General features: G+C 67.1%; 12 protein-coding genes and 1 pseudogene. 5 read left to right on the top strand and 8 right to left on the bottom strand.

Annotated features, from left to right (window positions below; genetic code table 11):
* Positions 1-437: 437 nt before the first annotated feature.
* From OG842_RS44415 to OG842_RS44400, 4 genes and pseudogenes are all read left to right on the top strand, one after another.
* Positions 438-1,073 (top strand): annotated as a pseudogene (locus tag OG842_RS44415) (MFS transporter); the annotation flags it as partial.
* Between the two features lie 55 nt (positions 1,074-1,128).
* Positions 1,129-2,658 (top strand): ATP-binding domain-containing protein, encoded by a 1,530-nt coding sequence (locus OG842_RS44410; RefSeq protein ID WP_401878987.1) that lies wholly within the window; start codon positions 1,129-1,131, stop codon positions 2,656-2,658.
* Between the two features lie 603 nt (positions 2,659-3,261).
* Positions 3,262-3,996: a ParA family protein gene (locus tag OG842_RS44405; protein WP_266738316.1), complete on the top strand. Its 735-nt coding sequence runs from the start codon at positions 3,262-3,264 to the stop codon at positions 3,994-3,996.
* Complete coding sequence (locus OG842_RS44400; RefSeq protein ID WP_266738318.1) at positions 3,996-5,144, top strand: ParB/RepB/Spo0J family partition protein; 1,149 nt, start codon at positions 3,996-3,998, stop codon at positions 5,142-5,144. The genes OG842_RS44405 and OG842_RS44400 overlap by 1 nt, the downstream gene beginning before the upstream one ends.
* Positions 5,145-5,415: 271 nt before the next feature.
* Here OG842_RS44400 and OG842_RS44395 read toward each other — a convergent pair whose 3' ends face one another.
* The 5 genes from OG842_RS44395 to OG842_RS44375 all read right to left on the bottom strand — a co-directional run bounded on the left by OG842_RS44395 (position 5,416) and on the right by OG842_RS44375 (position 8,874).
* Entirely contained in the window at positions 5,416-5,664 is a 249-nt protein-coding gene (locus tag OG842_RS44395) for a hypothetical protein (RefSeq protein ID WP_266738319.1), read from the bottom strand.
* 101 nt (positions 5,665-5,765) lie between these two features.
* The gene (locus tag OG842_RS44390) at positions 5,766-6,512 is read right to left on the bottom strand and encodes an SAVMC3_10250 family protein (RefSeq protein ID WP_266738320.1); all 747 of its coding nucleotides are present in this window, start codon (positions 6,510-6,512) and stop codon (positions 5,766-5,768) included.
* Positions 6,513-7,179: 667 nt separating this feature from the next.
* Positions 7,180-7,758, bottom strand: a complete 579-nt coding sequence (locus tag OG842_RS44385; RefSeq protein ID WP_266738321.1) for a PASTA domain-containing protein — start codon at positions 7,756-7,758, stop codon at positions 7,180-7,182.
* On the bottom strand, positions 7,755-8,237 hold the full coding sequence (locus OG842_RS44380; RefSeq protein ID WP_443064106.1) for a SigE family RNA polymerase sigma factor: 483 nt from the start codon (positions 8,235-8,237) through the stop codon (positions 7,755-7,757). The genes OG842_RS44385 and OG842_RS44380 overlap by 4 nt, the downstream gene beginning before the upstream one ends.
* A 97-nt stretch (positions 8,238-8,334) precedes the next feature.
* A complete protein-coding gene (locus tag OG842_RS44375; protein WP_266738324.1) occupies positions 8,335-8,874 on the bottom strand; it encodes a hypothetical protein in 540 nt (179 codons plus the stop codon).
* Between the two features lie 142 nt (positions 8,875-9,016).
* On the opposite strand from OG842_RS44375, the gene OG842_RS44370 reads away from it, so the two are divergent.
* On the top strand, positions 9,017-9,883 hold the full coding sequence (locus OG842_RS44370) for a hypothetical protein (RefSeq protein ID WP_266738325.1): 867 nt from the start codon (positions 9,017-9,019) through the stop codon (positions 9,881-9,883).
* Positions 9,884-9,998: 115 nt separating this feature from the next.
* Here OG842_RS44370 and OG842_RS44365 read toward each other — a convergent pair whose 3' ends face one another.
* The 3 genes from OG842_RS44365 to OG842_RS44355 are packed head-to-tail and all read right to left on the bottom strand — an operon-like array spanning position 9,999 to position 14,190.
* Entirely contained in the window at positions 9,999-10,535 is a 537-nt protein-coding gene (locus OG842_RS44365; RefSeq protein WP_328512786.1) for a DUF6262 family protein, read from the bottom strand.
* Positions 10,532-13,024, bottom strand: a complete 2,493-nt coding sequence (locus OG842_RS44360; protein WP_328512785.1) for a tyrosine-type recombinase/integrase — start codon at positions 13,022-13,024, stop codon at positions 10,532-10,534. Before OG842_RS44360 ends, OG842_RS44365 begins: the two co-directional genes overlap by 4 nt.
* The gene (locus tag OG842_RS44355) at positions 13,021-14,190 is read right to left on the bottom strand and encodes a tyrosine-type recombinase/integrase (protein WP_266738328.1); all 1,170 of its coding nucleotides are present in this window, start codon (positions 14,188-14,190) and stop codon (positions 13,021-13,023) included. The genes OG842_RS44360 and OG842_RS44355 overlap by 4 nt, the downstream gene beginning before the upstream one ends.
* Positions 14,191-14,231: the final 41 nt, after the last annotated feature.

The following is a 14,231-nucleotide window of genomic DNA, read 5'->3' as shown; positions in this document are numbered from 1 at the left end:
TCTACGAACGCTACGAGGACGTGGCTCGTCTCTCGCCAGTCGTACGGCACCCCACCAACATGCTCGGCCGCTACTCTCTCCAGCTTTCCGACCTGTTTGGAGGCTTCAATTCCCTGTGCGAGCTCGCTCATTGCGGCGGATCGTCGTTGCGGAGGGCCGGTACCCGACGTCACAATGTGTGGAGGTGCCGGGTGGTCATCCCGGCGAAGTGTTGGAGGCGCTGCTTGTGAACACCGCACCGCGGTGCGCCTCGCCATGCGCGCCAGACGCTGACCACTTCGCTTCGCCCACCGGCTGACCTACTTCGTTCACGGTGGGCGCTTCCCCTATGGGAGACCACCGTAGTGTCCGAAAACTCCGGGACGGTTGATCGCCGTCCTCTGGCAACGGTTCTTGCCGCCAACCTCGTTTCGATCGCAGGGAATTGCCTCACATACATGGGCGTGCCGTGGTTCGTGCTGCAAAGCACGGGCAGCGCCGCCAGGGCGGGGATCGTCGCGTTCTGCACACTGCTGCCCGCAGTGCTCGCCGCGCTCGTCACCGGTCCGGTCATCGACCGGATGGGGCGACGGCGGGTGAGTGTCGCCTCGGATCTCGCCTGCGGAGTCGCCGTCGCGACGATCCCGCTGCTGCAGTTCGCCGGCATCCTGCAGTTCTGGATGCTGTGCGTGCTGATGGCGCTGACAGGGCTGATCCGTGCGCCGGGTGCAACCGCTCGCGGCGTGCTGTTGCCCACGCTCGCCGAACGCGCCGGAATGCCGCTGACCAGGGCTGCCGGGCTGTACGACGGAGCGGCACGCTGTGCGGCACTGATGGCATCCGCTCTCGGAGGTGTGCTGATCGCCGTACTCGGAGCCGAGAACGTCCTGTTGCTGGATGCCGCAACCTTCGCCGTGGCCGCGCCACTGTTCGCGTTCGGAGTGCGCGGCCTGCCCGAGGCGCAGGCCAAACGACGGGCCGAGCCGACGTCGCTGCGGGCCTACCGTCGTGAACTCGGGGAAGGCTATCGCTTCGTGGCGGCGACGCCGCTGCTGCTGGGCCTGTGCCTGATGACGCTGGTCACCAGGGGCCTCGACCAGGGATGGAGCGCCGTGCTCCTGCCCGTGCATGCCCGTGAGGAGCTTGACGGTGCCACCGATCTCGGGCGAGGTGGCGCAGCCCGAGGCGGTGCTGTGCCGGGGCAACGTGGACGCGATGAGCGAAGTCCTGTCCTACCTGGAGCTCGGCATCCCGGTAGCGCTGACCGGCGGAGGCAGCGCGCTGCAGCGCATCGCCAAGGCCGCACTCGAGCTCAAAGCGGGCCAGCGCACCAGCCACCCCGAGCTGTTCTTGTTCTCCTCCTGGGGCGAAGTACAGGAATACGCCGAGCAGGACAAGGCCGGCCAGGACCTCAAAGCGATCGTGCAACTGGTCGATACCTACGGCCCCGACCAGATCATCGCCGCAGTGGACCGCCTCTCCCCGGAGGAGAAGGCGCAGGTCACCGTCTCCACCGCGCACAAGGCCAAGGGGCGGGAGTGGCCGTCGGTACGCATCGGCAAGGGCTTCATGGCCCCGTCAGTCGACGACCTGGGCCTACAGCGCGCGCTGAATGCCAGCGAAGCCCGCCTGATCTACGTCGCGGTCACCCGCGCCCGCCATCTGCTGGACACCGAGGGCATCACCTGGATCGACGAGTACGAAAAGACCACGGCCGACGCCGGCCGGGACGGCACGGTGGCCGGGCGACCGATGATCGAGCTGAGCTTGACCGGACAGCTGAAGTACGACTCCTCACCGATCTCGCAGTTCATGGCCGCCCACCTGCCCTACAGCCAGAACCTGGTGGGCGACTATCAGGCACGTACCGTCGGCCTCCCGCACCCGGTGCAGCCGATCGACGTGCAGTACCCGAACTGGTCGGCCCTCGGGCACGCCATCGACTACCGCCTCCGCCTCAGCCTCGGAGGGCAGCTCGGACTGGCTGCTGTCGCCGGTGTCATGCTCCTTGACGAGACCGGACCGCTGCGCAGCGCACCGGCTCATGGGGCCCGCAATGCCTTGCACACCGCGGGCCGGGAGCTGCTGGCCACCGTTGACGCCTACCTCGCCGACCCCGGCAGCCTGGACGAGAACGCGCTCATCCGGCTGTGCTTCGTTGCCGGCTTCTTCGAGGACATCGCCCGCACCGGTGAAATCCGCCGCTTCAGCATGCTCAGCTCTGCCACCTCCGCCACGACCCTGGACGACCTCACCGCAGTGGTCCCCGAGTACGTCGTGACCGACATCGACCATCAGATGCGGCTCGCCGACAGCCTGTTCGCCGCTTTCCGGGCCCTACCGCAAAGGGCCCGCGTGTGCGGTCCGGTCTTCCCCGGCAGCGGCGACATCGGCGGCGCCGACGCCGACTACATCCTCGGCGGCCTCCTGCTGGACTGCAAAGCCACCAAGGACCCCCGCCGCCCCGGCCGCGAGGAGATCTACCAGCTCGCCGGATACCTCCTGCTCGACTACGACAACCAGTTCGGCATCGACCAAGTGGGCCTGTACCTCTCCCGCCAGGGCGGCCTGATCACCTGGGACGCCGCCGACTTCCTGCGGCGGCTCGGCGCGAGCGCCCCTCTGCCGCAACTGCGCGCACAGCTGCGCCGGCACCTCCATGGGGCAGCCCGCCGCTAAAAGCCACGGCCAGCGACAGGACCGCCTGAAAGGCGTGGATTGGACCTGCTCCGTCAGTGACTTTCAGAAGGATGGACGGGGCGGTGCGGAAGTGGTCGTAGCCGGCGCAGCGGCTTGCACTCACACCCACGGCGTCTTCTTACGGCACTCGCACCCGCACTCGCACCATGGCTGTGGGGCGAGTGGGATGCAACCTGGTGATGGTCTGGGCCGCGCCACCGAACCTGGCGCTGGCCCCAACCCCGGTGAGAGGGCGCGCCCGCGGCCTGGGCGGCCTGACGGCCGAAGGCCCGACTCCCCCGCGATCATCTGCGGCGGGAGCCGGGCCTTCTTCCGTTCCGGGGGCAAGCCGAGCCTCATGCCCGGCGGCCCCATCCCCTGCTCCATGCCTCCCCGTATCCACCTTCCCGTCACAGAACGCCCGTTGACCTGGGTATCTGGGCGAGTTGCTCTTTCAGGGAGGCGGCCTGCCGGTTTCAAAACCCGGTTTTGGAACCGGCAAGCCGGGCGCCGCTGGTGGATGCCCGCGTGGCATCCTGTTTTGGTCCGCTAGTACCGACCCACCCGGGCCGGGAAGCACACGGAGCATCAGGAGTACCACCCATGGCACGGATTACCGCGCTCATCAACCGCAAAGGTGGAGTCGGAAAGTCGACTATCACCGTGAACACAGCGGCCATCACCGCCCATGTGCTGGGTCAAGCCCCCGAAGGCGACCCCCACTACGTCGCCGCGGTCTCCGCCGACCCCCAGGGCTCCACCACTTGGTGGTCAGAGCGAGTCGGCGAGGATCTGCCCTTCTCCTTCCAGCAGATCAACTCCAGGGACGACCTCGAGCTGTTCTCGCATCTGAAGAAGTCGCGCAAGGTCAGGCACGCCTTTATTGATACCCCCGGCTGGATGGACCTCCCCGAGGACGAGAAGGAAGAAGCCGGCGACCCGTTCGGTAAAAGCACCGCAGCCGACGCGATGCGCGCCGTTCTGTCCAACGCCGACGACATCATCATCCCCGTCGAGCCCGAGCCTCTCGGCTTTATGCCTACTCGGGACACGATTGAAGAGGTCGTCAAGCCGCTCGGCATTCCCTACCTGGTCGTCATCAACAACTGGGACCCTCGTGACGGGGATGCTGACCTTGAGCAGACGAAAGACTTCGTCAAGGCCCAGGGATGGAAGCTGGCGAACACGGTCATCCGGCACTACAAGGTCCACACCCGAGCAGCCCTCGAAGGCACCGTCGTCACGCAGTACAAGAAGAACCGCGTCGCAATGGAAGCACGCGAGGACTTCTACCAGCTCGCCCTGGAGCTCGGTGCCGGGAAGAAGGACCGTCGCTGATGGCCGCCGCCAAGAAGCCCTGGGCGGATCTGATCGATGGCCCTGGCAAGGCCGCGAAGAAGAGCACGGACAGCGCTGACCAGCCCGCCAAGCCGGAGACACCGCCGAACACCGTGTACATGCACACAGTCATCGGCAACCCCGGCAACCCGCGCACTGAGCTCGACTACACCGACGAGGACGCGGAGTTCCGCGAGCTGAAGGACTCGATGCGATCAGTGGGCCAGCTGCAGCCCGCTGTCGCGATGTCGAGTGATGCGTTTCGGCGTGCCAAGCCCGAGCACGCCGATGCCATCGGCGACGCAGAATGGGTCGTGATCCTTGGGAACAGGCGGTACCACGCGGCCAAGCAGCTTGGGTGGACCAAGTTCGAGATCCGGGTCCGAGACCGTCTCGGTAGCGCGGAAGATGACAAGGTCGACGAAGCAGTCGTCATCGAGAACATCCACCGCAAGAACATCCCGCCGTACAAGGAGGCGGAGTTCCTTCAGCGGATGGTGGATCGTCACGGGTCCCAGGAGAAGGTCGCCGAACGCATCGGTAAGTCTCAGATGTACGTCTCCAACCGCCTGGCACTGCTCAACCTGACGCCGGAGCTGAGGGACGTCGTCGACACCAAGCAGATCAAGGTGAAGACAGCCGAGCAGATCGCCAAGATCAAAGATCCAGAGGAACAGAAGGCCAGGGCAGCAGAGGAGATCCAGAAAGCTGCCCAGCCGAAGGAACGGAAACCTCGGAGACCGCGGACAAGCCCAGCCCTCAGCCTGGTTCAAAACCCGGTTTTGAACCAGGGACCGGCTGAGGCATCCCAGAATGCCACTGCGACCATGGTCTCCAGCGAGAACCAAGGGCAGTTGGTACAGAGCCCTGTCCCTGAGCCCCGTCCAGGAACCGATCAGTCTCACCTCGCAGCCGGAGGGGCATCATCTCCCCCAGTGCCGTGGCACAACGGAGCCAGCCTCATGGACCTGGCTTTCACGCGACTCGATGACCGTCAGCGGAGCCTCTTCATCCAGCGCTACTTCCAGCGAAGCCAAGGAGTGGAGCAGGTAGCTGCTGATATGACGAGCCAACTTCGCCCTGAGGACTGCTTGGCCCTGGCAGCCATCCTTCAGCAGGTCTCCACCCTCATGACAAAGCACGAGTAGCCCATAGGACACAGCGCCCCGCTCTCCCATACAGATATGAGGGGGCGGGGCTTTGGCACGCCTGTTCCGAGTCAAGGGCGCACGAGGTCGCTCCTCAGCAGGCTGCCTCTGGTTCAAAACCGGGTTTTGAACCAGGCTCCTTTGGCCTCCGAAGCATCAGGTCCCATCGAAGGGCGCCGACGCCTGGTCGAGCGCTGCCAGACCCGGCGTCTGTGACGAGCCACCCGCCACCGGCCCTCGGTGTCTTAGGTGTTCAACCGGGCTGCCCTCGTCAGCGCCGGTGACGCCAGTACTGGTGCACCTTCAGCACCTCGTAACTCCACGCGGTGCGCTGCTCGCTCCGGCTTCGGCCGGTAGACAGGCCGCGTTGGTCAGCGATCTGAGGGAAATGCGGATGCATCAGACGATCGCCAACCGTGACGAGAGATAAGCGCAGAGGTTCGTCCTTCTGGCGGTCTTCGTCGACGAGCCAGAGCAGAACGCTCTCGTCATCGCGGTGCAGACGCGACAGAGCAGGCAAGCGTTACGGATCGAGGACCGGTGATGGTGCCACCGGCCCGCGCCGGGAAAAGGGTCCCAACAGGACGCCCCGATAGCTCTATCTCTGTCGTCACCCTCAGGTCAGGCGGCTGCATGTTCAACGTAAAGAGGGCTGGCTACCACAGCCCGCACTGTTGCCGAACGCCCGCCTACGGAGAATGGCACCTGCAGCCCGAACGTGACTCTCGCGTAGCCGGTGAAAAGACCAGCAGCATGAAGCGGGAGACGTTGTCCATCGAGCTGGTGCAGCAGATCGCCGAGTGCCCCACCCGGATCCTCACCGTTGCGGGGCCGGTTGCCGTACAGCAGGTCCATGAAGCCGGGGGAATAGCTGCGGGACACGGAGAGGTCCGTGGGCTCGGGGGGCGGGGCTGCTAGGCCCAGAAGATGCTCAGGGGAACCATGAAGCACGAGTCGTGGCTTGGAGCCGGACCAGGGTTCCAGCCGCGAGTGAGGCTCCCAGAACACGACAGCCGGCGGTCCAGCTGGCTGCTCGATGGGTTCGCCGTTGTCGCCCCAATCGTCGGTTGTAGGCCGTACAAGCTGATAGTTCATGCGCGTCTTGAACTTGACCCACTGGCCAGCATCAGGTGCCCCCTCGGAATACTCAGCAGGCTTCGGGGTCAAGGATTCGAGGTGCCGAAGCACTCGTTCCAGGTTCGGATGGCCCTGCGGGGCATCGGCCAGTGTGAACTGCAGTTCCCCAAATCCAAGGGGAGCAGTAGCGCCTAGTTCGCTGACGCGTCGCTTCCATCGGCGGCGGCGGGGGCTTCCGTTCTCACGGAACTGGGTGAGTTTGCGCTCGGACAAATAGATCAGCTCACGCATGTGTTGAGACGTTACCCACGAGCAGCGAGGTCGTACTGGCCATTCATCCATTCCGTTGGGGGCGGAAACGGTCGTTTCCGCCCCCGCCCGTCACTGTTACGCAGCCGTCTGCCTCTGCCCCCACCCCAGACCCGAACTCAACCAGCGCCAGCATGCCTTGAGATGGTCCCACTGGCGCAGACGCCACCAAGCCATCGCCCAACGATGCCACTACCTAAAAAGAGCCAGCTCAGGACGCGAAATCTGACTGGAGTACTAGCGCAGATGCTCGCCGTTCATCGCCGCTTCTCTGGGGGTTCGGCGTGTTGCGGTGGCGGGTCACGCGTGTTGATGCAGCTCAACGGCGGTGCGGTTGAGCGTAGTCATCGCAACAGGTGTGGTGCTATCGCTGGATCGGGTGAGTTCACGGTCGTGAGTAGCAGCGGTACAGCGGTTAGCGCTAAGCCTCCGGGGCAGGTCAGCGGCCGTGATTGGCGCTGAGGGTGATCACGCTCGGGGGCCCGATATCACGGAAGGGATCTTCCGCGCAGGGGTTCGAGTGACGGCTAACTGAGCCAGCGGCGGCCCGGCTACCCTCTGGCCCGCCGTTCCCCCGCTCCGGGTGGCTCCTCTGCCCGGCAGGACGGGGCGCCGTCCTGCCGGTGCGCGGGCCGAAGGGCCCGGTCGCTCAGGTTCTGCCGGGTTTGCCCGTCGAGACCAGCAGGAGGACGGACGAGCCCGGTGCCACCGGTTCTGCGCCGCCCCGGGGGTCACTGCTGATCACCTGCCCGGCGGGAGCGTTCCAGTCCGTGTGCCGCATGATCGTGCAGCTCAGTCCGAGTCCGCGCAGCAGGCTTCCGGCCTGTTCGACCGGCATGCCGGCCAGGTCCGGCAGCGCGATGCCCGCTCCCGCGGTCTGCTCCTGCTCCTGTGTCGGAGTCGCATCGGCGCTTCCGCTCTTGGGGGTGCCGGTGGCGAGCGGGGTGCACGCCCCGTTCGCCGGTGGGGACAGGGACGGGGAGGCGCCGGGCGCGGGCGGCATGGGCTTCAGCGCGAAGAACCCCACCGTGGCGCACGCCAGCACGCAGCACGCCGCAGCGGTGCCGAGGAGCGCCCGGCGGGTGCGGCTGCGGCTGACGACTCGCTCGATCGCGGCCGCGTCGACGACCGGCGCCGTCGGCCCGTCGGCGAAGGAGGCCACCGCGGCACGCAGCTCGGCTTCGAGGCCCGGCTCGAACGGGGCGGGTCCGGACGACGTGTTCCTCACTTCGTACCTCCGAAAGCGGCCGACGGGGTGTGCGGCGCCTGGGCGCCCGATACGGAATCGCGCAGCTTGGCCAGGCCGCGGGCGAGCTGGGACCTCACCGCACTCGAAGAGATGTCCAGGACGCCGGCGACCTGCTGGGCGTCCAGATCGTGCAGGTAGTACAGGACCACCACGCTGCGCATGCCCATCGGCAGCCCGAGCAGTGCCTCGATCAGTTCCGCGCGCAGATCCACCTGCCCGAACCGGTCCCGGGGGTCGGCCGTCTCGGGCACCCCCGACAGCCCGGGGCGCTCGCCCAGGCGCGACAGCCGCCGCCAGCGGTCGTTGGCCAGGTTGACCAGCACTTTGCGCACGTACGCCTCCGGCGAGTCCGCCACCTCGACCTTCCGCCAGTGTCGGCACGCCCGCTCCAGCGCCTCCTGCACCAGATCCTCGGCCACGTGCACGTCACCGGTCAGCGCATACGCGGTGCGGAACAACGCTCCCGACCGCTGTGCGACGAACTCCGTGAATCCGTTGCCCGGACCGCTCCTGCGAAACCTCACCCGCCGACCTCCTCTCCTCGTCCCGTCCCGATCACTGCCCCCATGACGGCGGAACGGGGCCGGGTGCTGCACCGAGCCGCCGGCAGTGACGTGAATCACAGCTGGGACGGAAGGGTGTCCCAGGACCTCGCGCCGCTGCCGCCCGGGGTGGGGGCGGGGCCCGGCGTCCCGCGCGGGCGGACGCGACGCCGCTCTCGACCTCGGCGAGTTCGCCCCCGCCGGCCCCGTCCTGCGGGTCATCCCCGGCGGCCGGGACAACCGGCCCGGGTCGGCAGGGTAACGGCCGGCCGTCGCCTTCGCCGTGCTCTCGGAGCCACTCGGCGACATCGTGCACCTCGTGCACCCGGCGCCCGGTGACTTCCTCGTGCAGGTCCATGTCCTCGGTGTCGAGGGCGATCAGGATCGCGGTGCCGCGCAGGGCGGAGGCGACGTTCAGCAGGTCCTCGTCGCGGTAGTCCTGCATCCGCCAGCCGAGATCGCCCATCCGCTCGACCAGCAGCCGCAGGCCGCCCGCGGCTGCCACGGCCTGGCGGGCGAGAGCGGCAAGCTCGGCGTTCCGGTCCTCAGCCACACCTCCAGCGTGCGCCCGTTCTGGCCGGGCCGCCCCCGGCAGCGAAGATCATTCCTTAGCGCTAACCGCTGTACCGCTGCTACAACTGCCGCCAATTGCATGGGGCTGCGTGTCCCAGGGGAGTACGTTGCTGCCACCCTGTGTGGCAGCAACCGCCAGTGTGACGGTCTTGCTGCGGGAAAGACTGATCGTAGAAACTGCCGGGATGGCGACCCTTGAGGCGATCTACGGGCTGGTTGGAGTGCTGGGCGGCGCGACGATCGGAGCTCTCAGCGCCGGGCTCATCCAGAGATCCTCGCGCAAGGCAAACGAATTCAGTGCGGCACGAGCGCAGTCGATTCAAACCAAGCAACTCGCCCTGGAGGCGACGGCTGCAGCCCGCGTCGCCACAAGGTCTTGGGCTCTCCACGTGGAGCTCGTGGTTCAGAACCTCGAATCGGACCGCCCTGTCGACGTCGACTCCTACGACACGACAGTCCGAGAGCTGCTCGACGTTCTCACCACGGCGCTCTACCGACTCACAGCCATAGACGGGGTGGAACTCGTCGACGGCGAACCCACAACGAGCGCCCGGTCCTCGCTCACCGAGACCAGCACTTTAATCCGCAAGGTGCTGTTGCAGAGACTTGGCGACCGCCCCCTGGAGTGCGACCCGACGGAACTACTCGCCAGAACCAGAAAGGCAGCTGAGGCAATGAACCTTCTGCTGGTCCGGCAGACGGAACACTTGAGGGGCAGCGCCCTGCCTTCGGGCTTTGGGTACCCTCAACCGGGCCAGCCTTTTGCTGTCGCGAGCGATTCGAGTGCCCAGGAGTTCCAGCCATTCTGGTTTGCCGTGCCCACCGCGCGTTCACTGGTCAGCGAAGATGGCGGTTCCGCACCGATTCTGGGACTGACGCCAGGCACCTGGTACCTCGCCGTGGACAGAGCGGGAGAAGGCTTAGTGACCCAGACGATGGACGGCTGCCGTGGTGTCCTGCAGGACACCACCGGAATCGAGCGCGGGTGATAAGTCCTTGAGTCAGCGACTCCGCGCCGGCTACCACGCACGGTCACCAGAGAGCTGGGCCACGCGGAGAACTGGAGACAGTTGAATATGCGAGCCCACCAGTATCGCGACCGGTTCAGGGCCTGCGTGCGGGACTGGCGGGACCGTGGTTCAGGGCTCGGGTCAGCTCTCGGTTGGCGGCCCGTGCGGCTTCGAGTTCCTCGGTCCGTTCGTCGAGTTCGCGCTGCTTGTCGGCGAGGTGCTGTTCGAGCATGGAGATGCGCTGTTGAAGCTGATCGACGTCAGCCGGTGCGCCGAGACCCGATTCGGACCAGACGCGCTCACCAAGGGCCTCGGACAGGCGGCTCTCCAGCTGCCGGACACGCGCCGTCAGGCGCGTGTTGCGCGCGAGCGCGTTGGATAGGTCGGCCTTGAGCGACGCCCGGCTGACAGCGGCGACTTTCCCCTCCTGAGGAGGGGCAGATGCGGCTGCGTGGACGCGTTCGAGCAGGTCGCGGTGCCGATAGAGGAAGGTGCGGTCCACTCGCGCCGCTCTGGCAAGGGCCGAGACGGTGATGTCGGCATTGCTCCGCAACATCGTGTCGAGCGCCTTGAGGACGCGTTCCCGGCGGCGGGCTGAGTCGGCCCGGCGCCCGTCGATCATGCTGGTCATGCTGTCGTGCCGGGGTGGAAGTCGGGCATGGGCGGGCCGACGCGCGGCATTCCGAGGGACACGGTCTGGCGTCGGCTTCGGGGGAGGATGGTGGTGGCTTCCTCGATCTGCGCGCGGTCCTCGGCCGTGAGTGCATCGAGGTCCTCCCGAACACGTCGGATGAGGCGGCGGACACGGGTGATCTCCTGGTCGGAGGGCATGGCCTCGGCCTTGGCCCAGTCGTCGGCCGTCGTGAACGCGGCCAGGCGTTCTCGGTTGCGGAGGAGATCCGCGAGATATGCCTCCAGGTCCGGGAGGTAAGAGGCGTCGGTGCGGAAGTGATCGCAGCCGACGCAGCGGAAGCGGACGGGGCAGGCGTGTCCGCCGGCCGCGACGTTCGAGGGCTCGACGCAGACGCCGTAGGGGGCCTGGACCTCTCCGACGGCCCGGCGGGCATACTCGTCGTCCAGTAGTTCCTTCGCCTGCCGCCAGATGCGGTTGCCGTGGCGGTCGAACTGCAAGGCGGAGACCCGGTCGACGGCCTCGCGCTTGCGTTGCTCACTGACCCGGTAGTAACGCTGAGTAGTGCTGAGTTGGCGATGGTCCATCAAGCCCTGGAGGACGTCGGGCTGGACGCCTGCGTCTGCGTGCCGCTGGGCATAGCTGTGCCGGTAGGCGTAGAGGAAGATTTTCGCCTTGTCGAACGGCAGCATCCTGGTGACGCGTTCGCCGTCTTCCTCGACCACGATCGGGACGAGCAGGTCGGGCAGGGAGTCCACCCAGTTCCGGTGAAGGGTGGAGACCCAGCCGACGCTGATCGGCTTCGATCCGTCCGGGTTGGTCACCGGTGACGGGAACAGGCTCAGGTCTTTCACCGGGGTGTCCGGGAACCTGGTCCGGACACGGGTCTGCTGCTGAATGATCAGTGAGGCCGTGGCCTGCGCGATCGGCAGCCGTCTGCCGAGTCGGAGGGCCTTGCGGTTGTCATAGACCAGCACGGGAGTGCCGTCCTCGGCCCGGTCGAGGCAGTCGTAGGGCAGCTGGCATGCCTCGTCGGGTCGTCGTCCGGTGTCCATCAGGAGCTCGGTGATGGTGCGGGCCTCCGGCGTGTCGCCGGCGCCGAGTGCGTCCAGGTGCTCGCAGAGCTGACGCATCACCTCGGGTGGCAGGTCTTTGCCGGCTTCCTCGTCTTCCGGGTCGTCGGGGATGTCCTCCTCGCGGATCACGAAGTCGTCGGCGAGCCCGTGAAGGGTGCGGTTCGGTCGGGTCATGCCCAGGGACCGCATGCTGTTCAGGACGCGGCGCAGATCGCGGACGATCTTGCCCCGTTTCCTGGCGCTGATCTCTCCTTGTTCCTGGAGGAACAGCAGCCGGGTCAGAAGCGTGAGGATGTCGTCGCGGCCCAGGACGTGAAGGTCCATGCCGTGGTCGGCCCGGTTGATCCGCAGGCTGTCGGACATGCGGGCGATGGCGTTGATCCGTTCCTGGACGACGCTGCGGGTGCTGTTGCCGCCCCGGCGACGGGGGACATCTTCGGCCGCCCAGTCCTTGGCTGCTTGGCGGAGCCACGGCTGATGGATCTTGTCGAAGTAGAGGTGGCCGCCGGGCAGGCCGAAGACGACTCCCTTCCAGATGTCCTTGTGGCGCTCGGTCTCGGGTGAGAGCCCGAGCAGCTCGGCGTGCTTGAGGAAGTTCCCGGCCCACCGCGCGGAGCTGGCGGTCAGGGTGTCCCGGTCCAGTTCGGCCAGCGAGCGGACCTGGCGGGCGCGGGCGACGTCGCAGAGCGGTCGCATGAGGTAGTCCCGCTGGCGGACGCCGGCCTTGTTGCACTGCTGCATGCCGTAGAGGACTTCAGCGACCACCTGGTCGTGCAGGCCGCGCAGGCTCACCGTTCCCGACTCGGAGATTGCCGCCGTGGTCAGCCGCCACGTCTCCTCGTCCAGCGTGCTTCCCCTCCGCAGCTCATAGAGGCGCCGCTGCTGGTGGGCCTTGCAGTAGGAGTGGGTTGCTCCGTCCCGGTCTCTCGGGCAGGAGGCCGCCAGGCAGGGGCCGAACGACGGCAGGGGCCGGACGTCGGGATGCCGCAGGAACTCCTCCAACGGCAGGCGGAGCATCTTCTGCTGCTGGTAGGCGTGGGCAGAACACAAGGCTGTCCGGTAGGTCTTCCGGGCCCGGCCGCAGTCCTCGACGCTGCAAGGCGTGACTCCGATGGACCGCCACGTCTTCACCTCGGCCAGGAACTCCTCCAGCGTCTCGCCCTTGAGTTCCATCCTCCGAGCACAGCCGCGGCAGAGGCCCTGCGCGGTCTTGCTGGTCACGAGCTGATGGCAGCGGATGACCAGACACCTCTGGCCGCCGAGCAGAAGGTGATCGACGGGGAAGGTGAGCACGCGGACGGCGTCGTCCCACTGCATGAGCTGGAGAAAGCCGGGCTCGACCGCGGCCATCAGCTCCGCGGTCCGGTCTGCGGTCTGCGGGAACGGCTCGGCCGGCATCATCGCGGTGGTCATCGCGGCTCCTGTCCGGTCGAGGTGAGCAGGCGGGGCGATGGGACCCGCTCGACTGCCTCCCGCAGCCGCGATGCCTTCGGGTGAAGGTAGGGCCGCGGGGACTCGGGATGTTTCTGGCCGAGCAGGGCCTGGATCTCGTCGAGCTTGCCGCCGGCGTCGGCGACGTTGCTGGCCATCGCGTGCCGACACATCCGCGGCGTGACGATCCGGTCCAGGCCAGCTCGGCGGGAGAGAGCTTCGCAGAGCTCGCCGATTGCGTCGGTGGTGATCGGAGACCCGAAGGGCGGTCGGAACAGGTTGACCAGCAGGAAGTCACTGCCGTCGTCGCCGAGGATCTCGTGCCGTTCGACCGCGTACTGATCGAAGGCTTGGACCACGAGGAAGTCCACCGGCATGACCCACGACTTCTTCGACTTCGACCAGGCATCGTTCTCGTTCTGCCGACGGATGACGTGGATGTGCGGGCCTTCGACGTCGCAGCCCAGGGCCCGTGAGTCCGTCATCAGGTGAGGGTCGCTCCGGCGCAGGCCCGCGGTCTGGCCCGGGCGGAGGCCGACGCGGGAGAGCAGCAGCAGGGTCAGCCGATCGCGGGCCGACCGGCAGACGAGGAGCATGGCGACGACTTCCTCGTCGCTGGCCCGGTCGATGTCGGTCTCCGGCTCCTGGAGCTGATGCCGGGCGCGGAGCCGGACGCGCATCCCGCCGGGCTCTCCCTGGGCGGCCAACGGCAGGTCGAGTGCGTCGCCCAGCTCGTAGAGGTGGTTCAGCACCCAGGCCGGAGCCTCCTTGCGGTTCATGGCGTGGACCAGGAACAGCCGCACCCCGGTCAGCACCTTGTTGATCCGCCTGTCACCGCGTACCGGCTTCGAGCCTGGGCCGGGCACGACAACTTGCCGCTGGCCGCCCCGTCCCGGGGTCCACCGCAGCCAGAGCATGAAGAGCCCCATGTCCTGGGCAGCTGTCCGCCAGTCACGGCGCGTGCTCGTGCACCACAGAAGAAACAGAACGACGGCGTGGGCGTACGCCTTCGTCGTCGACTCCGCCCGGCCCATGGCCAGACGCACTTCCCTCAGGAAGCTGTCCGCAGGTCCGAAGACCCTGAAGTCATCGTCCACCACGGTCCAGTAACAGGTGCCCGAAGGCAGCCGTACGCGGAAAGCCTGCACGTGTACCCCTCCACGAGTAGATCGCAACGATCCACCGCAGA

The organism is Streptomyces sp. NBC_00376, assembly GCF_036077095.1.
Lineage (GTDB): Bacteria > Actinomycetota > Actinomycetes > Streptomycetales > Streptomycetaceae > Streptomyces.
The sequence above is the reverse complement of the archived record's forward strand: the minus strand, read 5'-3'. Positions and strand labels throughout refer to the sequence as shown.